Origin of the sequence: Xanthomonas euroxanthea (assembly GCF_900476395.1) — a bacterium.
Lineage (GTDB): Bacteria > Pseudomonadota > Gammaproteobacteria > Xanthomonadales > Xanthomonadaceae > Xanthomonas > Xanthomonas euroxanthea.
The window spans coordinates 147,182-171,396 of the sequence record NZ_UIHB01000005.1 but is presented as its reverse complement, the minus strand read 5'-3'; the positions used below and the strand labels follow the sequence as shown (position 1 = coordinate 171,396).

The 24,215-nt window shown below is 68.2% G+C and carries 18 protein-coding genes; 13 read left to right on the top strand and 5 right to left on the bottom strand.

Annotated features, from left to right (window positions below; all coding sequences use genetic code 11):
• Positions 1-14: 14 nt before the first annotated feature.
• The 4 genes from CPBF1521_RS14835 to CPBF1521_RS14815 form a co-directional block, all read right to left on the bottom strand.
• Positions 15-293: an oxidative damage protection protein gene (locus tag CPBF1521_RS14835; RefSeq protein WP_104582084.1), complete on the bottom strand. Its 279-nt coding sequence runs from the start codon at positions 291-293 to the stop codon at positions 15-17.
• Positions 294-315: 22 nt separating this feature from the next.
• Positions 316-1,389 carry an A/G-specific adenine glycosylase gene (gene mutY, locus CPBF1521_RS14830; RefSeq protein WP_115677482.1) on the bottom strand — a complete coding sequence of 358 codons (1,074 nt, stop codon included), beginning with the start codon at positions 1,387-1,389 and terminating at the stop codon, positions 316-318.
• Positions 1,390-1,729: 340 nt separating this feature from the next.
• The gene (gene ftsY / locus CPBF1521_RS14820; protein WP_181901247.1) at positions 1,730-3,331 is read right to left on the bottom strand and encodes a signal recognition particle-docking protein FtsY; all 1,602 of its coding nucleotides are present in this window, start codon (positions 3,329-3,331) and stop codon (positions 1,730-1,732) included.
• Between the two features lie 205 nt (positions 3,332-3,536).
• Positions 3,537-4,253, bottom strand: coding sequence for an AraC family transcriptional regulator (locus CPBF1521_RS14815; RefSeq protein ID WP_104582088.1), 717 nt, complete (start codon positions 4,251-4,253; stop codon positions 3,537-3,539).
• Positions 4,254-4,413: 160 nt separating this feature from the next.
• Between CPBF1521_RS14815 and CPBF1521_RS14810 the strand changes: the two genes are divergently transcribed.
• From CPBF1521_RS14810 to CPBF1521_RS14750, 13 genes are all read left to right on the top strand, one after another.
• Entirely contained in the window at positions 4,414-5,352 is a 939-nt protein-coding gene (locus CPBF1521_RS14810) for a proline racemase family protein (protein WP_115677479.1), read from the top strand.
• Positions 5,352-6,602 carry an NAD(P)/FAD-dependent oxidoreductase gene (locus tag CPBF1521_RS14805; protein ID WP_115677478.1) on the top strand — a complete coding sequence of 417 codons (1,251 nt, stop codon included), beginning with the start codon at positions 5,352-5,354 and terminating at the stop codon, positions 6,600-6,602. The genes CPBF1521_RS14810 and CPBF1521_RS14805 overlap by 1 nt, the downstream gene beginning before the upstream one ends.
• Complete coding sequence (locus CPBF1521_RS14800; protein WP_006451839.1) at positions 6,599-6,844, top strand: 2Fe-2S iron-sulfur cluster-binding protein; 246 nt, start codon at positions 6,599-6,601, stop codon at positions 6,842-6,844. The genes CPBF1521_RS14805 and CPBF1521_RS14800 overlap by 4 nt, the downstream gene beginning before the upstream one ends.
• Positions 6,837-8,150, top strand: a complete 1,314-nt coding sequence (locus tag CPBF1521_RS14795) for an NAD(P)/FAD-dependent oxidoreductase (protein ID WP_115677477.1) — start codon at positions 6,837-6,839, stop codon at positions 8,148-8,150. Before CPBF1521_RS14800 ends, CPBF1521_RS14795 begins: the two co-directional genes overlap by 8 nt.
• Positions 8,147-9,055, top strand: coding sequence for a dihydrodipicolinate synthase family protein (locus tag CPBF1521_RS14790; RefSeq protein ID WP_115677476.1), 909 nt, complete (start codon positions 8,147-8,149; stop codon positions 9,053-9,055). The genes CPBF1521_RS14795 and CPBF1521_RS14790 overlap by 4 nt, the downstream gene beginning before the upstream one ends.
• 186 nt (positions 9,056-9,241) lie before the next feature.
• Positions 9,242-10,858, top strand: coding sequence for an aldehyde dehydrogenase family protein (locus tag CPBF1521_RS14785; protein WP_115677475.1), 1,617 nt, complete (start codon positions 9,242-9,244; stop codon positions 10,856-10,858).
• Entirely contained in the window at positions 10,855-12,054 is a 1,200-nt protein-coding gene (locus CPBF1521_RS14780; protein WP_115677474.1) for a M24 family metallopeptidase, read from the top strand. The genes CPBF1521_RS14785 and CPBF1521_RS14780 overlap by 4 nt, the downstream gene beginning before the upstream one ends.
• Before the next feature lie 139 nt (positions 12,055-12,193).
• Positions 12,194-14,011, top strand: a complete 1,818-nt coding sequence (locus tag CPBF1521_RS14775; RefSeq protein ID WP_181901246.1) for a DUF885 domain-containing protein — start codon at positions 12,194-12,196, stop codon at positions 14,009-14,011.
• Positions 14,008-15,873, top strand: a complete 1,866-nt coding sequence (locus CPBF1521_RS14770; RefSeq protein WP_115677473.1) for a DUF885 domain-containing protein — start codon at positions 14,008-14,010, stop codon at positions 15,871-15,873. Before CPBF1521_RS14775 ends, CPBF1521_RS14770 begins: the two co-directional genes overlap by 4 nt.
• Positions 15,874-16,028: 155 nt before the next feature.
• Positions 16,029-17,615 carry an APC family permease gene (locus CPBF1521_RS14765; protein WP_115677472.1) on the top strand — a complete coding sequence of 529 codons (1,587 nt, stop codon included), beginning with the start codon at positions 16,029-16,031 and terminating at the stop codon, positions 17,613-17,615.
• Positions 17,605-19,953 carry a S9 family peptidase gene (locus CPBF1521_RS14760; RefSeq protein WP_115677471.1) on the top strand — a complete coding sequence of 783 codons (2,349 nt, stop codon included), beginning with the start codon at positions 17,605-17,607 and terminating at the stop codon, positions 19,951-19,953. The genes CPBF1521_RS14765 and CPBF1521_RS14760 overlap by 11 nt, the downstream gene beginning before the upstream one ends.
• On the top strand, positions 19,953-21,590 hold the full coding sequence (locus tag CPBF1521_RS14755) for a DUF5597 domain-containing protein (RefSeq protein WP_370659381.1): 1,638 nt from the start codon (positions 19,953-19,955) through the stop codon (positions 21,588-21,590). The genes CPBF1521_RS14760 and CPBF1521_RS14755 overlap by 1 nt, the downstream gene beginning before the upstream one ends.
• Before the next feature lie 229 nt (positions 21,591-21,819).
• Positions 21,820-22,116, top strand: coding sequence for a flagellar basal body rod protein FlgC (locus tag CPBF1521_RS14750; protein ID WP_104533668.1), 297 nt, complete (start codon positions 21,820-21,822; stop codon positions 22,114-22,116).
• Positions 22,117-22,762: 646 nt separating this feature from the next.
• Here the strand turns inward: CPBF1521_RS14750 and CPBF1521_RS14745 are convergent.
• On the bottom strand, positions 22,763-23,929 hold the full coding sequence (locus tag CPBF1521_RS14745; protein WP_235858467.1) for a DUF5694 domain-containing protein: 1,167 nt from the start codon (positions 23,927-23,929) through the stop codon (positions 22,763-22,765).
• Positions 23,930-24,215: the final 286 nt, after the last annotated feature.

Below are 24,215 nucleotides of genomic sequence, written 5' to 3'. Positions count from 1 at the left end.
GAATCCTGGTGCGCTTACTCTTCGCGCATCGGCGCGACATAGCCGTCGGGCTTGTCGGCATTGCGCTCGAACAGGAACTTCTGCAACTCGGCCTCGAGAAACGCGCGGTGCTTGGGGTCGCGTGGCGAGAGCCGGTTCTCGTTGATCAGCATGGTCTGATGCGCCAGCCACGCCTGCCATGCGCTCTTGCCGATGTGCGCGAACACGCGCTGGCCGAGCTCGCCGGGATACGGCACAAAGTCCAGGCCTTCGGTGTCGCATTGCTGGTACTGGCAGAACACGGTGCGGGACATGCGGATTCCTTTGAGTGCGCGCCTAGAGGGCGTCGAGCAGTTTGCGGATCGGCGCCGGCAAGCCCAGCGATGCGAGATCGGCGTGGGCGACCCAGCGCAGATCGTCATTGTCGCGTACCACCGGGCGCAGCGCGACCTTGCGGATGCGCAGGGGCTGCAGATGCAGGCGGTAGTGGCTGAAGGTGTGCACGATCAGCGGCATTTCGTCGGCGCGGTCGTAGTTGCCGTCGATATGTGCCGCGAACCATGCGCGCATGCCGCCATCGGTCTCGGCCTGCGGCAGCGTCCACAGCGAGGCCCAGATGCCGGTTGGCGGGCGGCGCTGCAGCAGGATCTGCCTGTCCGCGTTTTCCAGCAGCAAGGCAGTGGCTTCGCGCTCGGGCAACGCCTTGCCGGGCTTGGGCGTGGGCAGTGCGTCCACCAGGCCATCGCGGCGCGCGGCGCAAGCGTCCTGCAGCGGGCACAGCACGCAGGCCGGTCTGGCGCGCGTACATAGCGTGGCGCCGAAATCCATCTGCGCCTGCGTGTAGTCGGCCAGGCGGCCGGCCGGCACGTGCGCCACATGCGTCGTCGCCAGTTGCCATAACTCTTTTTCGATCACCGGCAGGCCGGGATAGCCGGCGATGCCGTGGAAGCGCGTCAGCACGCGCTTGACGTTGCCGTCCATGATCGCGAAGCGGTCGTTCCAGGCCTGGCTGAGGATCGCGCCCGCAGTGCTGCGGCCGATGCCGGGCAAGGCGAGCAAGGCATCGACATCGCGTGGCAGTTCGCCATCGTGCAGGGCCAGGCATTGTTTGGCGGCCGCGTGCAGATTGCGTGCGCGTGCGTAGTAGCCCAGCCCGGCCCAATGCGCCATCACGCTGTCGTTGTCGGCTGCGGCCAGATCGGCCAGGGTCGGAAAGCGGGCGACGAACTTCTGGAAATACGGAATGACCACCGCGACCTGGGTCTGCTGCAGCATGATTTCCGACAGCCACACCCGGTACGGCGCACGTGGATGCTGCCAGGGCAGATCGTGGCGGCCGTGGCCGTCGAACCAGTGCAGCAGGCGGTCGACGAAAGCGTCAGCGGTGGCAGTGGCGTGGTCGGCTGGCATGGGCTCTGCTGGCGATGGAGGGCAAGGGCTTCAGGGCGGGGCCGGGCCGGCGGCGGGCGTGCTGCGACGGTGCCGCTCAGCGCAGCGGAAAGGCCAGTCCGACCAGGCGCTGTTCGCGGAAAACGCCTTCAGCGCCAGGGCCGTGCGGCGCGGCCGGTGCATGGTAGTAGACCACCGCGGGAGTGGCGCGGGCCTGTCTGCGCAACGCCGCCGGCAGGGGTTGGGCAAACTCCAGTACACGTCTGGCACGCGACCAGTCGCCCGACATCTGCCGCACCGTGCAGCCTGCCTGCAGCGCCTGTGCGCACAGCGGCTGCAGATGCGGGCAGGCGCGTTCCACTCAGCTGCCCAAGGCTTCCGGCAACAGGGCGTCGACAAAGGCGACCGGGTCGAACACACGCAGGTCTTCCGGGCGTTCGCCGATGCCGGCGAAGCGGATCGGGATATTGAACTCGCGGGCCAGGGCGAACACCACGCCACCCTTGGCGGTGCCATCGAGCTTGGTCACGACCAGGCCGGTGACGCCGACCGCGGCATGGAACTGGCGCAGCTGCGAAATGGCGTTCTGCCCGGTGGTGCCGTCGATGACCATCAGCACTTCGTGCGGCGCGGCGGCATCGATCTTGCCGAGCACGCGGCGGATCTTGCCCAGCTCGTTCATCAGCCCGGTCTGGGTATGCAGGCGGCCGGCGGTGTCGGCGATCAAGACCTCGGTGCCGCGCGCCTTGGCGGCCTGCAGGGCGTCGAACGCCACCGAGGCGGCGTCGGCGTTTTGCCCCTGCGCAATCACGGCCACGCTGTTGCGATCGCCCCAGGCCTGCAGCTGCGCCACCGCGGCGGCGCGGAAGGTGTCGCCGGCCGCCAGCATCAGGCTGTTGCCGTCGTCCTTGAAGCGCTTGGCCAGCTTGCCGATGGTGGTGGTCTTGCCGACGCCGTTGACGCCGACGGTGAGCACCACGAAGGGCTTGGCCGCGCGGTCGATGACCAGCGGCTTGGAAACCGGCTGCAGCAGCGCGATGAGGTCGGCGCGCAAGGCCTTGAACATCGCCTGCGCATCGACGAACTCGCGCGACTTCATGCGCTTGCGCAGCCCTTCGACCAGGGCGGTGGTGGCACCGATGCCGACGTCGGCGGTGATCAGCGCGGTTTCGATCTCGTCGAGCAGGTCGTCGTCGAGCTTGGGGTTGCGCGAGAACAGACCGCCGAAACTGCGCGCGAAGCTGCTGTTGCGCAGGCGATCGCGCCAGCCCGGTTTGCCGGCCGGGGCGGCCGGTAGCGCATCGCGCTGGCCGACGATGCTGTCGTTGTCGGAACTGGCCGGAACTGGGGCGCTGATCACGGCCGGGGCGACGACAATGGGGGCGGCCGCGGGCGGCGGGGCGACGACCGGCGTCGCTGCGGGCGCAGCGGGTGTGGCGGCAGGCGCAACGACGGCGGGCGTGGCATGTTGCGACGGCGTCGGTGCAGGCGTAGCTGCCGGTGGCAGGGGCGCGCTCTGTGGCTGCACGACTACCGGGGGCACCACCACTGCCGTGGTGGGGCTGGGCGTGGTAGCGGGCATCGGATCGGGCAGCGCCTGCAGGGCCGAAGGCGCCGGTGTTGCCGGCGGTGTGGGTGCGCTGGGGACTGCGGCAACGCTCTGCGCCTGACCGGACCGCGCGGCGATGTCCTGCGCATGCTGTTCGGCCGGTGCGGCGGCGGCGGGCGGCGTTGCGGCCGGCGTTGGCGCTACCGGTTCGCTGCTCACGGGTGCGGCAGGCGTGGGCGATCCCGTCGTCGCCGCCGCGCCGGGTTCGGCGGTGGGCATTGCCTCGACCGGCGACGCCGGGGTGGCAGCGGAGGGCGCGGTGGGGAATGCGGCTGCCAGTTCTTCCAGGCTATAGCGCGAGGTACGCGCGCTGTCGGGCGTGGTTGGCTTGTTACGGCGGAAAAAGCTGGCCATTGGCAACGCAGTAGGGGAAACCCGAAATTCTATCATCCGGGTCCTGGTTCGCCTTGACGCGCCCTTCAGCGCGGCCTTGGCCGGGCACCGTCATGCGCGCTGCGCCAGCGCCGCAACCACCCAGGCAAACCGCATTGCCACAGCACCATCGATGCTGCCGAATTCGGCATTTGTGGCAGCGATGTGCCGGCGCGTGTCTGCGTGCCTACAGCTGGCCCTTGAGCGCACGGTAATCGCGCGGGGTCATGCCGACGGTTGCCTTGAACTGACGCGCGAACGCGCTCTGGTCGGCAAAGCCGCAGCGTTGCCCGATGCTGGCGATGCTGTCGTCGCCGTACAGCAGCCGCATTGCCGATTCGATGCGCAGCTTGGTCAGCAATTGCTGCGGGGTTACCTGAAAGACGCGGCGGAAGTGCCGCTCCAGCTGCGCCACCGACAGGCCGGCCAGGTCGGCCAGGCTCTGCACGCGCAGGTTGTCGCCGAAGTTGGCCTGCATGTGATCCATCACCTGGCTCAGGCGCTCGTACGCCGAGTGGCGGCTGTCGGGCTGGCCCAGGTCGCGGGAAATGCCGACCACGCCGATCACCTCATTGGCCTCGCAAAGCGGGCGCTTGAAGGTCAGGCACCAGCCGGGCAGGCGGTTGGGATACAGATGCACCTCCAACTGGTTGTCGATGAGCTCGCCACACAGCACGCGGCGGTCCTGCATCATGTAGCTGCCGCCCAGCGGCAGCGGAAACACTTCCAGTGGCGAGCTGCCGATGATGTCGCTGCGCAGCTTGCGTCCGAGCCGGCGCACCAGCGTCAGGTTGCAATGGGTGTAGCGGCCCTCGCTGTCCTTGATGAAGAACACCACGTCCGGCAGCGCATCGAACAGCGTCTGCATTTCCAGCGCGGGAAGGTTGAGGTCCATCGGCGTCATGGTGGAGGTCACGATTGACGGCTGCACGAAAGGCGCGGCCCTGTATGGATCCTAGCGCAAACGCGGGGCCGTGAATCGGCTTGTCGATTGTGCGGATTTCCGCATTTGCAACTCGCATTGGACGCTAGTCGCCTGCCAGCCGGCAGTGGGAGCATGAGCCATGCACACGATCGACGTCATCGACTCCCATACGGCCGGCGAACCCACCCGCGTGGTCCTCTCCGGCTTCCCCGACCTGGGCGATGGCGATCTGGCGCAATGCCGCGAGCGGTTTCGCCGTGATTTCGACCCGTGGCGCAGCGCGATCGCCTGCGAACCGCGCGGCTCGGACACCATGGTCGGCGCCTTGCTGCTGCCGGCCCGCGACCCCGGCGCCTGCACCGGGGTGATCTTCTTCAACAACGTCGGCTACCTGGGCATGTGCGGGCACGGCACCATCGGGGTGGTGCGCACGCTGGCCGAGCTGGGGCGCATCGCGCCGGGCCGGCACCGCATCGAGACGCCGGTCGGCACGGTGGGCGTGGAACTGGCCGAAGACGGCACGGTGTCGGTGGACAATGTCGACAGCTATCGCATCGCGACCGACGTGGAGGTGGACGTGCCCGGTCACGGGCCGGTACGCGGCGATGTGGCCTGGGGCGGCAACTGGTTCTTCATCACCGGGCAGGCGCCGTGTGCGCTGGAGCTGGCGCATCAGCGCGAACTGACCGCCTACACCGAGGCGATCCGGCTGGCGCTGGAAGCGGCCGGCATCACCGGCGAGGCCGGTGGCGAGATCGACCACATCGAAGTCAACGGCGCCGCACCCGACGGCAGCGGCGTGGCGCGCAACTTCGTGCTGTGCCCAGGCCTGGCCTACGACCGCTCGCCGTGCGGTACCGGCACCAGCGCCAAGCTGGCCTGCCTGGCCGCCGACGGCAAGCTGGCCGAAGGCGAGCGCTGGGTGCAGCAAGGCATCCTGGGCAGCGCCTTCGAAGGCAGCTATCGCCTCAGCGGGCGTGGCATTGCGCCACGCATCAGCGGGCAGGCCTACATCACCGCACGCACGCAGCTGCTGATCGACCCGGCCGACCCGTTCGCCTGGGGCATCGTGGCCTGATGGACGAGCAGCTGCGCGCGCAGGAGGGACACGCCGGCGCAGCGTCTGCCGCGGCCGCCCGCTTGCCCGATGCGTCGCTGGCCGCCGCGGATGCGCCAGCCACCGACACCCGCAACGTGCCGGCCGCTGCCGGTACGCGACGCAGTTACGACCTGATCGTGGTGGGCGCGGGCATCGTCGGGGCGGCCTGCGCCGAGGCGGCGGCCGGCGAAGGGCTGCGGGTGGCGATCGTCGAGCCGGGGCCGATCGGCGGCGGTTCCACCGCCGCGGCGATGGGGCACCTGGTGGCGATGGACGACGACCCGGCCGAGCTGGCGTTGTCGGCGTACTCGCTGCGCCTGTGGGAGCGGTTCGCACAACTGAGCGAAGCCGAGTTCAGCCGCTGCGGCACGCTGTGGGTGGCGCGCGATGCGCGTGAACTGGCGGCGGTGCCGGCCAAGATCGCGCGGCTGGCGGCGGCCGGTCTGCAGGCCGATGCCATCGCTGCCAGCCAGTTGTATGCGCTGGAGCCGCACCTGGTGCCGGGCCTGGCCGGCGGCATGCGCGTGCCCGGCGAGGCCGTGGTGTATCCGCCGCGGGTGGCGCGGCATCTAGTGAGCCTGGCCTGCAAGGCCGGCGCGCAGCTGTTTGCCGGCCGCAGGGCGGAGCAGTTGCAGGCGCAGGGGGTGCGTCTGGACGATGGCCAGCTGTTGGCCGGCCCGGTACTGGTCGCCAGCGGCGTGGCCTTGCCGCAGCTGTTGCCCGAGCTGGCGCTGCGCCCGCGCAAGGGCCATCTGGTCATCACCGACCGGCATCCGGGGCTGATCCGGCATCAGTTGCTGGAGCTGGGCTATGCCGATTCGGCGCATGGCGCCGACGCCACCAGCGTGGCGTTCAATGTACAGCCGCGGCCGACCGGGCAGATCCTGATCGGTTCCTCGCGCCAGTTCGGCGAGCACGATCGCGCGCTGTCGCTGCCGGTGCTGCAGCAGATGCTGCAGCGCGCCTTCGCGTACCTGCCGGTGCTGCGTGAATTGCAGGCGATCCGGGTGTGGACCGGGCTGCGCCCGGCCACGCCGGACGGGCGCCCGTATCTCGGGGCGATGCCCGGGCGGCGCGATGTCTGGGTGGCCGCTGGTCACGAGGGGCTGGGCGTCACCACGGCGCTGGGGAGCGCCCGGGTGATCGTGGACAGCCTGCTCGGGCGCACGCCAGCCATCGACCCGAGCCCGTACGCACCGGCGCGCGCCGTGCACGGTGCCGCCGCATGAGCGCGACGGTGCGCCTGCACGTGGACGCGCAAGCGGTCGAAGTGCCGGCCGGCGCCAGCGTGGCCGCGGCGGTGGCGCTGGCGACGCTGCAGTTCCGGCAATCGTGCAGCGGCCAGCCGCGCGCGCCGTTGTGCGGCATGGGCGTGTGTTTCGAATGCCGGGTGCGCATCGACGGCATCGGCCAGCAACGTGCCTGCCTGGTGGATGCGCGCGACGGTATGCAGGTACGCACCGATGGCTGAGCGCGTGCAGCATTTCGATGTGCTGGTGATCGGCGCCGGCCCGGCCGGCCTGGCGGCGGCGCAGGCCGCGGCCAGTCATGGCATGCGCGTGGGCGTGGTCGACATGCAGCCGCGTGCCGGCGGGCAGGTGTGGCGCAGCGACCTGCTGCATGGCGCGCCCGCCGATGCGCGCACGCTGTTGCAGCAGGTGCAGGGCGCTGCGTCGATCACGCTGCTGACGCGCACGCAGATCCTGCTGGCGCAGCCGGGCTGGCTGTTGGCCGATGGCCCGGACGGTTCCCTGCAACTGCATTACGCCGCCCTGGTACTGGCCACCGGCGCACGCGAACTGCTGCTGCCGTTCCCCGGCTGGACCTTGCCCGGCGTCACCGGCGCCGGCGCGGCGCAGGCGCTGGCCAAACAGGGCTGGCCGCTGGCCGGCACGCGCGTGGTCGTCGCCGGCAGCGGCCCGCTGCTGCTGGCCAGTGCGGCCACGCTGCAACGGCATGGCGCACGGGTGCTCGGTATTCACGAACAGACGTCGGCAGCCGCGTTGCGGCAGTTTGCGCTGCAGCTGTGGCGCTGGCCGGGCAAGGCGGCGCAGGCGGTGGCGTTGCGCCTGCAATTGCGCGCGGTGGCCTATCGCGCCGGCAGCATCGTGGTTGCCGCGCACGGCGACACGCAACTGCGCGAGATCGACATCGAAGGCCCTGCCGGTCGCAGCCGTATCGCCTGCGATCACTTGGCGGTGGGCTATGGCCTGGTGCCGAACACCGAGCTTGCACAGCTGCTCGGCTGCCGGCTGGACGCATGCGGCGCGCATCAACAGGTGCAGGTGGATGCGCTGCTGCGCACCAGCGTGCCCCAGGTGTTTGCGGCGGGCGAAGCCTGCGGCATCGGCGGGCGCGATTGCGCGCTGGTCGAAGGTGCGATGGCCGGGCATATGGCTGCCGACGCACCGGACGCCGCGCTGCGGCTGCAGCCGCGGCGGCGTGCCGCGCGTGCGTTTGCCGAATTAGTGCAACAGCAATTCGCTCTTGATCCACGCATCCGCACGCTGGCCCGGCCCGACACGCTGGTATGCCGCTGCGAAGACGTGCCGCTGGCTGCGCTGGACAACTTCGACGATGCACGCGATGCCAAGCTGGCCTCGCGCTGCGGCATGGGCGCCTGCCAGGGCCGCATCTGCGGCACAGCGCTGGCCGAACTGGGGCGCTGCCCGCCCGCGCTTTCCACCGACGCCGGCCGCCGGCCGCCGTTGTTCCCGGTCCGCCTCGCGGCGCTGGCCGACCCGTTCACTTCCGACTCGCAAGGGAATCATCCATGAGTATTGCTGCGTTCTGGCACGGCGTGTTGCCGGCCATCACCACCCCGTTCACCGCCTCCGGCGAGATCGACCACGCCTTCCTGGGCAAGCACGCCAATCAACTGGTGGACGCCGGCTGCACCGCGATCGTGCCGCTGGGTTCGCTGGGCGAAGCGGCCACCTTGAGCGTGGAGGACAAGATCGCCGTGATCAAGACGCTGATCAGCGCATTGAACGGCCGCGTGCCGGTGGTGCCGGGCATCGCCAGCCTGGCCACCGGTGAGGCGGTGGCGCTGGCCAAGGCGGCCAAGGAGCTCGGTTGCGGCGGGCTGATGGTGTTGCCGCCCTACGTCTACTCCACCGACTGGCGCGAGATGGGCGCGCATGTGCGCGCGGTGATCGCCGCCACCGACCTGCCGGTGATCCTGTACAACAACCCGGTGGCCTACAAGACCGACTTCGGCCCGGCGCAGATTGCCGAGCTGGCCGCCGAATTCCCCAACCTGCAGGCAGTGAAGGAGTCCTCGGGCGATGTGCGCCGCTTCGCCGCGCTGCAGGAATTGCTGGGCGACCGCCTGGCGCTGCTGGTCGGCATGGACGATGCCATCGTCGAAGGCCTGAGCATGGGCGCCAAGGGCTGGATTGCCGGGCTGGTCAACGCCTACCCGAAGGAATCGGTGCGCCTGTTCGAACTCGCGCGCGATGGCGGCTACCCGGCGGCCAAGGAACTCTACGACTGGTTCCTGCCGCTGCTGCGCCTGGATACCGTGCCCAAGTTCGTGCAGTTGATCAAACTGGTGCAGGAAAAGGTGGGCCTGGGCAGCGAGCGCGTGCGCGCGCCGCGGCTGGTGGTCGACGGTGCCGAGCGCGAGGCCGCGCTCAAGGTCATCGATCACGCCATCGCCACTGCGCCCACACTGTCCTGACGATGAGGTCTCGCCGCACGTCCCTGGATACGCGACGCGCACGGAGTCATGCGCGCATGGGGTGGCCGGTGTAGCGAGACGCGGGTCGCCGAGGGTGTCGCATCAACATGGCATCCTCGGCGTTTTTTGGTCGGCCGCTGCCGCATGGCGTGCAGCGTCCGTCCTCATGCAACCGAAGGTGCCGCAATGAACGAGACGCTCCAATCCACGCCCATCCAGCAGGCCGAGGTGTTGCTGGCCGGCCGGTGGCAACCCAGCCGCGCGGCGAGCGCCAGCTTCCGTGCCGCCGACCCGAGCACGGGCGAGGCGATCGGGCCGCAGTTTCCGGTCAGCGGTGCGGAGGATGTCGAAACCGCGATTGCGGCAGCGCAAGCGGTTGCGGCGGAACTTGCCGCGGCACCGGTCGAACGGATCGCCGCATTCCTGGACGCCTACGCAGATGCGCTGGATGCCGATGCCGACACCCTGGTGGCGCTGGCCCACGCAGAAACCGCATTGCCGGCGCCTACGCGCTTGCGTGGTAACGAGCTGCCGCGCACCAGCGGGCAGTTGCGTCAGGCCGCCCAGGCGGTGCGCAGCTACAGCTGGACCCAGCCCATCATCGACACCGCTGCCGATCTGCGTTCGCATCTGGCGCCGTTGGGCAAGCCGGTGGTGGTGTTTGGCCCGAACAATTTCCCGTTCGCCTTCAATGCGATTGCCGGCAGCGATTTCGCCTCGGCCATTGCCGCGCGCAACCCGGTGATCGCCAAGGCGCATCCGCTGCATCCGGCCACCAGCCAGCGCATGGCGCAGCTCGCGCACACGGCATTGCTTGCGGCGGGCCTGCCGGCTGCGGCGGTGCAGTTGCTGTATCACGTCGACAACGCCACCGGCCTGCGACTGGCCGGCGATGCGCGGCTGGGGGCGATCGGCTTTACCGGTAGCCGTGCCGGCGGGCTGGCGCTGAAGGCCGCCGCCGATGCGGCCGGCGTGCCGTTCTATGCCGAGCTGTCCAGCGTCAACCCGGTGTTCCTGCTGCAGGGCGCGCTGGACGAACGCGGTGCCGCGCTGGCGCAGGAATTCTTCTCCTCGTGCACCCTGGGCAGTGGCCAGTTCTGCACCAATCCCGGGGTGGTGGTGGTGCCGCAGGGCGAAGCCGGGGATGCCTTCGTGGCCGCGACCACGGCGCATTTCGAGGCCGCCCTGCCGATGGTGCTGTTCTCCAAATCCGGGGTGGAAGGCGTGCAACGCGGTGTGGCGGCCCTGCGCGCTGCCGGTGCCGCGCTGCTGGCCGGTGGACATACCGGCGAAGACGGCTATCGCTACGCGCCGACCTTGCTGAGCGTGGATGCGCAGGCATTTCTCGCCAATCCGCATGCACTGCAGACCGAGGCCTTCGGCCCTGTGAGCCTGCTGGTGCGTGCGCGTGACCTCGCGCAGATGACGCAGCTTGCCGCGGCATTCGAAGGCAACCTCACCGGCACCTTGTATCGCGCGGCCGATGGCAGCGACGATGCTGACTGGCAGGCCATCGCACCGGTGCTGCGGGCGCGGGTGGGGCGGTTGATCAACAGCAAGATGCCGACCGGCGTGGCGGTGAGTGCGGCGCAGAATCACGGCGGGCCATTCCCCAGCACCGGGCATCCGGGCTTCACCGCGGTGGGCATGCCCGGTTCCATCCGCCGCTTCGCCGCCTTGCACAGCTACGACGCGGTGCCGGACGCGTTGCTGCCGGCCGAGTTGCGCCAGCGCAATCCGGGCGGGGTGGCGCGTCTGGTCGATGGGCAGTGGAGCACCGCCGATCTTGGAGCGGGCACATGAGCGGCCAGATCGGCGGGCTGTCGCTGGAGCAGGCGCGCGCGCAACTGGCGCCGTGGACACAACGCGCCGCGCCGATCGCCGTGGACGAATACGCACAGCGCCTGGAACGCGCGCGCCGCCTGATGACTGCGCACGGCGTGGATGCGCTGTTGATCGGCGCTGGCACCTCGCTGCGTTATTTCACCGGCGTGCCGTGGGGTGCGAGCGAGCGCCTGGTCGCGCTGCTGCTCACGCTGGACGGCGACCCGGTGCTGATCTGCCCCGCGTTCGAGGAAGGCTCGCTGGATGCGGTACTGCAGGTTCCGGTCGCCAAGTATCTGTGGGAAGAACACGAGGACCCGTACGCGCTGGTGGTGCAGGCGATGGATGACCGCCATGCGCATGCACTGGCGCTGGATCCGGGCATCGCCTTTGCCGTGCACACCGGCCTGCGCGCGCACCTGGGCACGGCCATCCGCGATGCCGGGGCCATCATCGATGGCTGCCGCATGTGCAAGTCGCCGGCCGAGCTGGCACTGATGCAGCAGGCCTGCGACATGACCCTGCTGGTACAGCGGCTGGCCGCCGGCATCGCGCAGGAAGGCATCGGCACCGACCAGCTGGTGCGCTTCATCGACGAGGCGCATCGCGCGCTGGGCGCGGACAACGGCTCGAGCTTCTGCATCGTGCAGTTCGGCCATGCCACCGCATTCCCGCATGGCATTCCCGGCGTGCAGCACCTGCGCGCCGGCGAGCTGGTGCTGATCGACACCGGCTGCACCGTGCAGGGCTACCACTCCGACATCACCCGCACCTGGATCTACGGCACGCCCAGTGACGCGCAACGGCGCATCTGGGACCTGGAACAGGCAGCGCAGGCGGCGGCATTTGCAGCGATCCGCCCGGCTGTTGCGTGCGAAGCAGTGGACCAGGCGGCGCGCAGCGTGCTGGAGGCGGCAGGGCTGGGCCCGGACTACCGCTTGCCCGGCCTGCCGCATCGCACCGGTCACGGCTGCGGGCTGGCGATCCACGAAGCGCCGTATCTGGTGCGCGGCAATGCGCAGCCGCTGCAGCCGGGCATGTGCGCCAGCAACGAGCCGATGATCGTGGTGCCCGGCGCGTTCGGCGTGCGCCTGGAAGACCACTTTCATGTCACCGATGCCGGCGCGCAGTGGTTTACGCCGCCGTCGCCGGCGATCGACCACCCCTTTGCATGAGCTTGTACAGGCCCACGCACGCGTAGGAGCGCACCCGGGCGCGACGGGCATTTCCGATAAAGCCCGACGGGCATTTCCGATAAAAGCCGTCGCGCTCAGGCGCGCTCCTACCGCCGCCATTGCATCCTGGAGTCACTGCATGAACCACCTGCGTCCTGTCGCCATCGGCCTGCTGGCCGCCGCCCTGTTCACTGCCTGCAAGCCGGCGCCGCCTGCCGCGGAGACATCGGCTGCGGCCACGGCCGCGCCGACCGGCGAACAGGCCGCCAAGGCCTTCGATGCGCTGCTGGACAAGCAGTGGCAATACCACCTGCAGCACAACCCCGAGTTCGCCAGCATCATCGGCGACAAGCGGTACAACGACCGTTGGAGCGATTATTCGCTTCAAGCGGTGCAGGCCGAACGCAGCGCCACCGCCGAGCTGCTCACGCAATTCGAAGCGATCGACAGCAAGACGCTGGACGAGCAGCGCCAGCTCAGCCTGCAGATGATGCTCGGCCAGCTGCGTGACACGCTGGAAGGCATCGACCTGAAGACCTACGCGATGCCGCTGGAGCCGATCGGCGGCATCCAGCTGGGGCTGGCCGGTTACGGCGATGCGTTTCCGTTCGAGAACGCCAAGGATTATCAGGACTACATCAAGCGCCTGCAGACGATTCCGACGGTGATCGACCAGGTGATCGCGGTGTCGCGCCAGGGCGCGAAGGACGGCCTGGTGCAGCCGCGGTATCTGCTGGAGCGCCTGCCCGAGCAGATCGACAAGATCGCTGCGCTGACCGGCGAGCAGAGCCCGTTCGCCTCGCCGCTGAAAAAGCTCGATGCCGCGGTGCCGGCCGAGCAGCGCGCTGCGCTGCGCGCGCAGTTGCTGGCCGCGATCGCGCAGCAGGTGCGCCCGGCCTACGCCAAGCTGGCCGCGTTCGTGCGCGACGAATACGCCGCGCAAGGGCGCGCGCAGGAAGGGCTGTGGTCGCTGCCCGATGGCGAACGCCGCTATCGCTATGCCATCCATACCCAGACCACCACCGACATGGCGCCGGAGCAGATCCATCAGATCGGCCTGCAGGAAGTGGCGCGCATCGAAGGCGAGATGACGGTGATCGCCAAGGCGCAGGGCTTTGCCGACCTGGCCAGCTTCCGCAAGGCGGTGGACACCGACAAACGCCACTTCGCCAGCTCCGGCGAGCAGATCCTGCAGCAGTACCGCGATTACATCGCCGCGATGCAGCCGGAGCTGCCCAAGCTGTTCGGCCACTTGCCCAAGACCGCGCTGGAGGTACAGGCGATGCCCGCATTCCGGCGCAGCGCGCCCGGCGCCGAATACTGGCAAAGCAATCCGGAGGGCACCAAGCCGGCGATCGTGAAGGTCAACACCAGCGACTTCGCCAGCCGCACCCTGGTCAATATCGAAACCACCGCCTATCACGAGGGCGTGCCGGGCCATCACCTGCAGATCTCGCTTGCGCAGACGCTGCCATTGCCGCCGTTCCGCCAGCAGGCCGGCTACAACGCCTATATCGAAGGCTGGGCGCTGTATGCCGAGCGCCTGGGCAAGGAGATCGGCTTCTTCAAGGACCCCTATAACGACTACGGCCGGCTGTCGGGCGAGCTGTTGCGCGCCAATCGCCTGGTGCTCGACACCGGCGTGCATTACAAGCGCTGGAACCGCCAGCAGATGGTGGATTTCTTCCACGCGCATCCGTCCGACGACGAGCCCAGCATCCAGTCCGAAACCGATCGCTATATCGTCTGGCCGGGCCAGGCCCTCGGCTACAAACTGGGGCAGCTGCAGATTCTTGCGCTGCGTGCGGAGGCGGAAAAAGAACTCGGCGATCGCTTCGATGTGCGCGCCTTCCACGATGCGGTGCTCGGCGGCGGCGCCATGCCGCTGGCGATGCTGCAGCAGCGCGTGCGCCAGTGGATTGCGCAGGCCAAGGCGGCGCCGGAGGCACGCGGATGAACACCATCACCGTCTGGCGCGCGAGCGCATTGGGTGTGCTGATTGCCGCCAGCCTGGGCGGCACCGCAATGCAGGCGCAGGCCGCAGCGCCCGCAGCAAGCACGCAGGACAGTGCAGCGGCACGCTTCAAGGCCTTGTATACGCGCGAATGGCGCTGGCGCCAGGCGCAGTTGTCCGGCGCGGTGGATGAAGACAATCAGGCCACCCAGGACAGGCAGTCCGACCATCTGCCCAAGGTCGATGTGGCCACCCAGAACCTGCGTACCGCGTACTGGCGACAGGCCTTGAAGGAACTGGATGCGATTCCGGCAGCGCAGTTGCCGGCCGAAGATCAGGTGAGCTACCAGGTGTACCGGCAGCAGCTGCTGGTGCTGCTGGACCAGCAGCATTTCCGCGCCTGGGAAATGCCGTTCAACAGCGACTCGGCGTTCTGGAGCGACCTGGGCTTCAGCGCCGAGGCCAAGCTGCGCACGCGCGAGGACTGCCAGCGCTATCTGAAGATGCTGGCCGATATCCCGCGCTATTTCGCCGAGCACACCGACAACATGCGTGCCGGCCTGGCGCGTGGTTTCAGCCAGCCCCGGGTGACCCTGACCGGGCGCGACCAGTCCATTGCCGACGTGGTGCAGGCGAAGGGCGAGGCCAATCCGTTCTACGCACCGTTCAAGCAGATGCCGGCGACGCTGCCTGCCGACGTGCAGGCGCAATTGCGGCAGCAGGCGGTCAACACCATCGATGCGCAGGTGCTGCCCGCCTACGCCAAGCTGCTGGACTTCATCCGCAACGAATACCAGCCGCGCGCGCGCACCACGCTGGCCGGCGAAGCCCTGCCGGATGGGCAGGCGTACTACCGCGCGCAGATCCGCGAGTTCACCACGCTCGATCTCAGCCCCGAGCAGATCCACCAGATCGGCCTGCAGGAAGTGGCCAAGCTGCGCACGCAGATGGATCAGACCATCGCCGCCAGCGGCTTCAAGGCGCCGGCCGGGCAGGCGGTGTTTCCGGCCTTCCTGCAGTTCCTGCGCAGCGACCCGCAGTTCTATGCCAAGACGCCGGAACAGTTGCTCAAGCAGGCCGCCTGGATCGCCAAGCGCGTGGACGCCAAGGTGGGCGATTACATCGGCCGGCTGCCGCGGCGACGCTTCGCGATCGAGCCGGTACCGCCGGACCTGGCGCCGTTCTACACCGGCGGCCGTGGCGGCCCCGGCATCTACCTGGTCAACACCTACAACCTGCCATCGCGGCCGCTGTACAACCTGACCGCGTTGACGCTGCACGAGTCCTCGCCCGGCCACGCGCTGCAGATGCCGCTGGCGGCCGAGGCGCAGGGGCTGCCGGAGTTCCGCCGCTACGCCTACATCTCTGCCTACGGTGAAGGCTGGGCGCTGTATTCGGAGTACCTGGGCCAGGAAATGGGCATGTACGACACGCCCTACGATCGCTTCGGCTATCTGACCTACCAGATGTGGCGCGCCTGCCGCCTGGTGATCGACACCGGCATCCACCACCAGGGCTGGACGCGCGCGCAGGCGCAGGCCTACCTGCGCGACAACACCGCCCTGAGCGAGCATGAAGTCACCACCGAGGTGGACCGCTACATCGCCTGGCCGGGGCAGGCGTTGTCCTATTACCTGGGCGAGCTGAAGATCCTGGAACTGCGGCGCAAGGCCGAAGCCGCCCTGGGCGAAAAATTCGACCTGCGCCATTTCCACGATGCGGTGCTGCAGACTGGCTCGGTGCCATTGCCGGTGCTGGAGGCGCGCATCGACCGCTTCATCGCCGACGGGGGTGTCTCGCCCTATGCGGACGGCACTACGGCAGATGCCGCCGATGCAGGGCCAGGGGCGGCTGCCGATGACTGAGTGCGGCCAGATGCGCCTGCACCCGTTTGCCGGACCTGTGTTGCTGCCGTCGTACAGGACCACCGACGCGCGATCGCAGAACCACTGACCGCCATACGCCACGCACGACCACGCCATCTTCCGCAGTACGCGCTTTCATTTGTCCGGGGCCAGCTATGACCACACACGGTGCGACCACGCAAGGCAAGTTCCACAAGCGACTGAGCCTGACCGACCTGACCTTCATCGGGCTGGGCTCGATCTTCGGGTCGGGCTGGTTGTTCTCGGCCAGCCATGTCTCGTCCATCGCCGGACCGGCCGGCATCCTGTCGTGGATTCTCGGCGGCATTGCGGTGTTGCTGCTCGGCCTGGTGTATTGCGAACTCGGCGCCGCGCTGCCGCGCGCCGGCGGGGTGGTGCGCTACCCGGAGTATTCGCATGGCGCCTTGCTGGGCTCGTTGACCGGCTTCATCACCCTGATCGCGTTTTCCAGCCTGATCGCGATCGAGGTGGAAGCGGCGCGGCAATATGCGGCGGCGTGGTTTCCGCTACTCAACCAGCCCAACGGCACCCATCCCAGCGTATGGGGCTGGCTGGTGCAGCTGGCCCTGCTGCTGCTGTTCTTCCTGCTCAACTACTTCAGCGTCAAGACGTTCGCGCTGGCCAACAACATCGTCAGCATCTTCAAGTTCCTGGTGCCGATCCTGGTGATCGTGCTGCTGATGAAACACTTCAACGCAGACAACCTGAGCGTGCACGGGTTCGCACCGTCGGGCATGGCCGGGGTGGAGGCGGCGATCTCCGCCGGCGGCATCATCTTTGCCTACCTGGGGCTGACGCCGATCGTGTCGGTGGCCAGCGAGGTGCGCGACCCGCAGCGCAATATCCCGATCGCCCTGATCCTGTCGGTGGCCTTGTCCACGGTGATCTATGTGCTGCTGCAGCTGGCGTTCCTGGGCAGCATCCCGGCCGCGCAACTGGCGCCGGGCTGGAGCGGCATCGACAAGGTGTTTGCGCTGCCGTACCACGACATCGCGTTGGCATTGGGGATGGCGTGGCTGGCGGCGCTGGTGATCTGCGATGCGATGGTCTCGCCCAGCGGCACCGGCAACATCTACATGAATGCCACCCCGCGCGTGGTGTACGGCTGGGCGCGTAGCGGCGGGTTCCTGCCGGTGCTGACGCGGGTGGATCCGGCGTCGGGCATTCCGCGTCCGGCATTGTGGCTGAGCCTGGGCTTGTCGATCTTCTGGACGCTGCCGTTCCCCTCGTGGGAGACCTTGATCGGCGTGGTGTCGGCCGCGCTGGTGCTGAGCTATGCGGTGGCGCCGGTCACGGTGGCAGCGTTGCGCCGCAGCGCGCCGGAGCTGCCGCGGCCGTTTCGCGTCCGTGGCCTTGCCGTGCTGGGGCCGCTGTCGTTCATGGTCGCGGCCTTGATCGTGTACTGGTCCACCTGGCCGACGCTGTCGTGGTTGCTCGGCCTGCAGGTGCTCGCGTTCGCGCTGTACGTGCTGTACCGCCTGCCTTCGCGCGCGGGCAGGGCACGCCTGCTGCGCCAGGTGCGCGCATCGCTGTGGTTGATCGTGTTCTTCGTGCTGGTGATGGCGGTGTCCTGGGCCGGCACGTTCGGCGGCCACGGCTGGATCGCGCATCCGTTCGACACCGTGAGCGTGGCGGTGATCGCGTTCTTCATCTATCACTGGGGCGCGCGCAGCGGCTTGCGCGGCGACGAGCTGGCGCTGGAAGAAGACGATGGCGAATGACGCTCGGCGTCCCGCATGGGCAGTGCAGGTCTCGCGCGCCATGGCCGCCTGCATGCTGTTGCTCGCCGCCACTGCGCAGGCGGAGCCCGCGGTGCCCGATTACCAGCGTTCGCTCGGCCTGCGCGCGCACTGGAGCACGCTGACCGAAAACGTCGCCTGGCCGGCGCAATGGCAGGACGACGGTACGTTCTACTACCGCAAGACCGTGCCTGGTGGTTTCGCCTTCGTTCGCGCGGACGTGGCGACAGGGCACAAGCAGCCGGCCTTCGACCAGGAGCGCGTGGCGCAGGCGCTGCAGGCCGCCACCGGCGCCGCATATGCGGCGTTGGCGTTGCCGTTCGAGCGGTTTGCGTACTCGCAGGAAGGCGCGCGCGAAGACGGCGCGATCGTGTTCGCCATCGGGGAAGCACCCTGGCGCTGCAGCTTGGCCACGTATCAATGCGCGCCCGATGCCCCCGGCCGGCAACCGCAGTCGCAGCAGCGACCACGCGGCTTTGGCGTGGTACGCGACCCGGATGTGGCGGCCGACACCACCCCGCGCCGTTCGCCCGACGGGCAATGGGAAGCGCTGGCCGATGGCTGGAACCTGGTCGTGCGCCGGGTGGCCGATGGCCGAAGCGTGCAGCGCACCGACGATGGACGCGCCGAGGATTATTTCGATCCGGAAAGCATCGCCTGGTCGCCTGATTCGCAGCGGTTGGCGGTGTATCGGGTACGGCCGGGTACTGCGCGCCGCGTCACCCGCGTGGAGGCCGCGCCGGCCGGACGTCTTCAACCGCTCGTGCACACCCAGCTGTATCCCAAGCCGGGCGATGCGGTGGATGTGGAACGGCCGGTGCTGCTGGCGGTGGATGGCACGCGGCGGGTGGTGGACAACGCCTTGTTTGCCACGCCGTACTCCTTGTCGCCGCTGCAATGGCGGACGGATGGGCGCAGCGTGAGCTTTGAGTATGTGCAACGCGGCTTTCAGCACATGCGCGTGATTGCGGTGGATGCCCGCAGCGGGCGGGCGCATGTGGCCGTGGCCGAAGACGCACGCACCTTCGTCTATGCAGACCGCAGCTTTCGTCACGATGTGGACGCGCATGGCAACGAGATTGTGTGGATCTCCGAACGCGACGGCTGGCGGCACCTGTATCTGGTCGATGGCCGCAGCGGCAGGTTCAAACGCCAGCTCACGCGCGGGCCGTGGATCGTGCGCGATGTGCTGCGCGTGGACGACGCGCAGCGGCGCATCTGGTTCACCGCCAGCGGCATGGATGCGGGCAGGGACCCGTACTACCGGCAGTTGTACAGCGTGGATTTCGACGGCCGCAGGTTGACCCGGCTCACCCACATCGATGCCGATCACGATGTGGCGATCGCAGAGGACGGCCGGCATTACGTCGATGTCTATTCGCGCCCGGATCTGCCGCCGGTGATGGAACTGCACGCCATCGATGGCCGGCTGCTGCAGCAGGTGGAGCAGGGCAACATCGACAAATTGCTGGCCGCCGGCTGGCGCGCGCCGGAGACCTTCGTGGCCAAGGGCCGCGATGGCCGCACCGACATCTGGGGCATGGTGGTGCGCCCACGCGATTACGACCCGCACAAACAGTATCCGGTGATCGAGAACATCTACGCCGGCCCGCACGACTCCTTCGTGCCGAAGACGTTCTGGCCGTTTGGATATCACTCCGGTGGCGACAAGCAGATCGGCATGCAGGCGCAGGCCGATCTGGGTTTCATCGTGGTGATGATCGACGGCATGGGCACCGCCAACCGCTCCAAGGCCTTCCATGATGTGGCGTGGAAGAACCTGGGCGATTCCGGCTTTGCCGATCGCATCGCCTGGCACCGTGCGCTGGCCGCCAGGGATCGGTCCTACGACATCGGCCGGGTCGGCATCTACGGCGCCTCGGCCGGTGGGCAGAGCACGCTGGGTGCGCTCGAACGCCATCCGGAGTTCTACAAGGTGGGCGTGGCGTTCGCCGGTTGCTACGACAACCGCATGGACAAGATCAGCTGGAACGAGCAGTGGATGGGCTGGCCGGTGGATGCCGGGTATGCGCAGGCCTCGGGCGTGGTCAATGCCGCCAAGTTGCAGGGCGACCTGCTGCTGATCGTCGGCGAGCAGGACAGCAATGTGGACCCGGCCTCCACCGCGCAGGTGGTCGATGCCCTGATCAAGGCCGGCAAGGACTTCGAGCTGCTCAACGTGCCTGGTGGCGAGCATTCGGTGGGCCGTTCCAGCGGACCGATCGACTATGTGCAGCGTCGCCAGTACGACTTCTTCGTGCGCCACCTGCGCAACGAACCCACGCCGCACTGGAATTCACTACCGTCGGAGGCGCGATGATGCATGTGTTTGCCCTGAACATACCGCAGCCGCGTGGCCGCCTCGCGGCCCTGCTGTGGTCGCTGGCGATGTTGGCCGCCAGCGTGCCGCTGCTGGCCAGTGCAGAAGAGCTGCCGCGCTTCGTCACCCAGAATGGCCGCCATGCGCTGTTTGTCGATGGCGCGCCGTACACCGTGCTGGCCGCGCAGCTGCACAACTCTAGTGCCTGGCCGGCCGTGCTGCCCAAGGCGCTGGACGAGGTGGTCGCGCTGCATGCCAACACGGTGGAAGCGCCGGTGTACTGGGAGCAGTTCGAGCCGGCGCCTGGCCATTTCGACACCACCAATGTGGATGCACTGATCGCCGGCGCACGCAAGCGCGGCCTGCGCGTGGCCTTGCTGTGGTTCGGCAGCTGGAAGAACGGCCAGATGCATTACGTGCCGGAGTGGATCAAGCGCGACGACGCCACGTACCCGCGCATGCGCGATGCCAATGGCGAACCGGTAGACGTGCTGTCGCCGCATGTGGCCGCCAACATGCAGGCCGATGCGCGCGCCTTCACCGCGTTGATGCAGCACCTGCGCAAGGTCGATGGCGACCGCCACACGGTGATCCTGGTGCAGGTGGAAAACGAGCCCGGCGCGATCGGCACGGTGCGCGACCATGGCCCGGCCGGCGAGGCGGCGTTCGCGCAACCGGTGCCTGCCGCGATCGCGCAGGCGTTGGGCAAGCCGCAGGGCAGCTGGCAACAGCTGTTCGGTGCCGAGGCGGCCGAAGCCTTCAATGCGCATGCAACGGCGGCGTATATCGAACAGGTGGCCGCGGCCGGCAGGCGCGCGTATCCGCTGCCGCTCTACGTCAACACCTGGCTGCGCTACAAGGGCAAGCGTTACCCAGGCATGGATTACCCGTCCGGCGGTGCGACGGTGAACGTGTTCGCGCTATGGCGCGCGGCTACCCCGTCGATCGACTTCATCGGCACCGATATCTACACCAGCGACTACAACGAATACACCAAGGTCATCGGCCAGTACGCGCGGCCGGACAATCCGGCCTGGGTGTCGGAGACCGGCTTCGAAGCGGCGACGGCGCCATACCTGTTCCATGTGCTGGGGCAGGGCGGGATCGGGTTTTCGGTGTTTGGCATGGATGGCAACCCGGACAGCGCAGCCAACCGCGCCGCGATTGCAGCGCACGCGGCCAACTTCAAGCTGCTGGCGCCGCTGCAGCGCCTGATCGCCCAGGCGGCCTTCGACGGCCGGCTGCAGGCAGTGGCCGAACAGCCCGGCGCGCCGCAACGCACGCTGCGTTTCGGCCACTGGCAGGCCAGGGTGTCGTTCGGCGCGCCGCTATGGGGCGATGCGCCAGCGATCCTGCCGGGTAACGACGACCATGCAGGTCGGCTGCTGGTGGCGCAGCTGGGGCCGGAAGAGTTCCTGGTCACCGGCATGGCCGCGCGCATTGAATTTTTCCGCGAGGCGGCCGATACCCGTCATGGACAACTGTTGCGGGTGGAGCAGGGGCGCTATGTGGACGGGCGCTGGCAGGTGGAAAGACAGCTCAACGGCGACCAGACCGACTACGGGCTCAACTTCGGGCGGGTGGATGCGGCCGGCGAAGTGCCTGTGGTGTTGCGCGTGCGGGTAGGCACCTATTGAGCCTGCGTGAGGCGACTGCGCAGCCATGAGGTGGGCGTGATCGGAATCGGAGGGTGGGACACGTCATTGCGGTTCCTGTTGGCTGGTTCCAACTCGTGAGACACGCTCGCCACGCGCCTCGGTGGGCGTAAGAACGACAGCAGTGCGGCGCGACTGCCGGCAACGATTGTGTTGATTGGTTGGTAAACAAACGTCATTGGTTATTTCTCTGTTCTGCACCGGAGCCATCATGAGCATCAGCAGTATCGCCAGTTCCGGAATGCAGGTCGCCGCACTGCGCCAGCAGGTGGCCGCCAGCAATGTGGCGCGTCAGCCGGTGGACGGCAGTCCGCGTCAGGCCGTTGCAGCCAGCACGCAGCTCAATGGTGGAGTGGCAGCCAGCGTGGTCGACGCCAACGCCGATCCATCGGCACCGGCCAGCGATTTGGTCGAAGGGCTCTCGGCACGCAACGATTTCCAGGCCAACGCCACTGCGCTACGGCGCTCCGATGAGATGCTGGGCAGCTTGCTGGATGTGCTGACCTGAGAGCCTGGATTAGACGGAGGCCGGTTGTCGATCTGGTGCACTAGGTGCATGGCCTTCGTCTTAATGCCGCATCTGGCTGCACCTGAAACCGGACTCACGTTCTGCATCTCGTGGAGTCAGCGAATTGATGGCTGCTGCTCATACCGGTATCGATAACTGCGGTTGTCTTGTCTGCGGGTGTTACGACCGTGCGGGCAGCCCGCAAGCGTAGAGCGGCTGATCTGTTACCTGGCTGCCGGGCCCTTGCCCGCCCACCATCGCGGGACACGCCGTGAATCCGTCCATGGAGGCTCTTACGCGGCATCCATGCCGCGTAAGGTCCCGCGACGGTAGGCAGGCAAGGACCAGTCGAGATGGTCGGCGCGCAAGGTCGTGAGCAAAACATGACGTGTGTTGTTTGGAGCGTCGCCTCCGATCAGCCTTCCAATGCACCCCGAGCAACAAGCAGATTTTTGCCAAATCACCGACCAACTCTCTGATGCGGTGTGCTCGCCGGTTGCGGGACCGTATGGCGGCATGGATGCCGAGACCGATCCCCCAGGGAAGGGCTTACGGCGAGTCCCACGAGCGGCGAGGGCACCGCGCGCTCGACCAATCAGGCTTTTGACTGAGAGCGTCACGCTGAAGCCGTTGTACTCACTGTCGCTCACTTTCCGTCGGCACCCAACACCTGCGCCGCATCCACGATATCCACGCCCTGCAGCTGTCCCAGCCAGTTGTCGAACCAGGGCTTGTGAGTAGCGCCCACCACCGCCAGCACACGTGCACCGGGTTGGTCGGCAAAGCTGGCACGCACGTTGGACACCATGCGCAGGTTGCGGATCTCCCAGCCGGATACGTAGCGATAGCCGTAGTGTTGCGGCGAGGTCTCGCTCAGTGCGGCGCGAAAATCCACCGCGATGGCCAGCTGCTGGCTGGCCGGCAGGTTGATCGCGCGATAGAGCTCCAGCAACTTGCCTTGACTAGCCAACTGGTCCTCGCGCTCACGCATGGTGCTCGCCCGCGGTACGGCCTTGTCCCAGGCGGCCTGGATCGCCTTGCCATACGCCGCCGGGTCGCCCAGGTCAACGTTGTCGCCGGTGTGATCGTCGGCCGGGTAGACGCGTTGCAGGCCAAGGCGTGCCGCCAACCGTGCGGCGATCTGGTAACTCTCGTTGGGGCGCTGTTCCATGCTGCGCAGTCGCGCGACCAGCGCCGCATCCAGGCCATCGCCGCTGCGCTGTTCGGCTGGCGCAAGCTGCAGCCACTGCACCAGCGCAGATGGTCGCTCGCCCGAGGCCAGAAACAGCGCGGCCAGGTGCCGACGCTGTGCCGGCGTGGGCGCAGCCGGCCAGGTGCGCAGCGCTGTGCGGACTTGGCCGATGGCGGTTGGAACATCCAGCCCGGTGGCACGCGCTGCCTCGCTGGTGTCGGGGCAATAGGTCGTGGTGTCCTCGGGCAGGTAGACCGCAGGATGGCGCCGCATCAGGTCGCAGGTTTCGCCCGACAGGTCCTCCGTGGTGATGATGTCTGGCTTGTAGGCAGCCAGCCGGTCCAGCAACGGTTGCAGGCGCGCGGCACGGATATCGCTGCCCTTGGGCAACTGCGACAGGTGCACGCTGCCGAGTACCAGCACCTGAGTGCGCGGCGCGGCCATCTCGGCATCGAGCTGCGACAGGTCCACCTGCGCCTGCGCGATGCAGGGCGCGATCAAGGCCAGCCACAGCCAGCAATGCGCCGGACGTTTCAACCGCCTGGCGGACGCGCTGCCGGCATCGAAAAACCGCGCTGTAGCGCGAGCACTGTGCGCGATGCGCGGTGAGGATGGCTGCATGACGGTCCTTGTGGTGGGCTTGGGATGCGCGGCGATCTGGCGACGGTGCCGCCTGCGTCTGTACAGCCAGTGTGGCTGCCAGCGCAGATGCCGGCGTGGCCAGAAAGTCACGTGGCTAAATGGCAGGGGCGACGGACAGGCGCTGCACTGCTGCCGCGATGACCGGGCGTCACCAACTGCAGCCGACATCCGGCAGCCGGCAGCCCGCGGGTTGGAGCAGTCTGCTCAGATGCGTGTCGTCGATGGCGCCAAGGCTGGTGTTGGCGTCTCGCTGGCGATGCGCGGA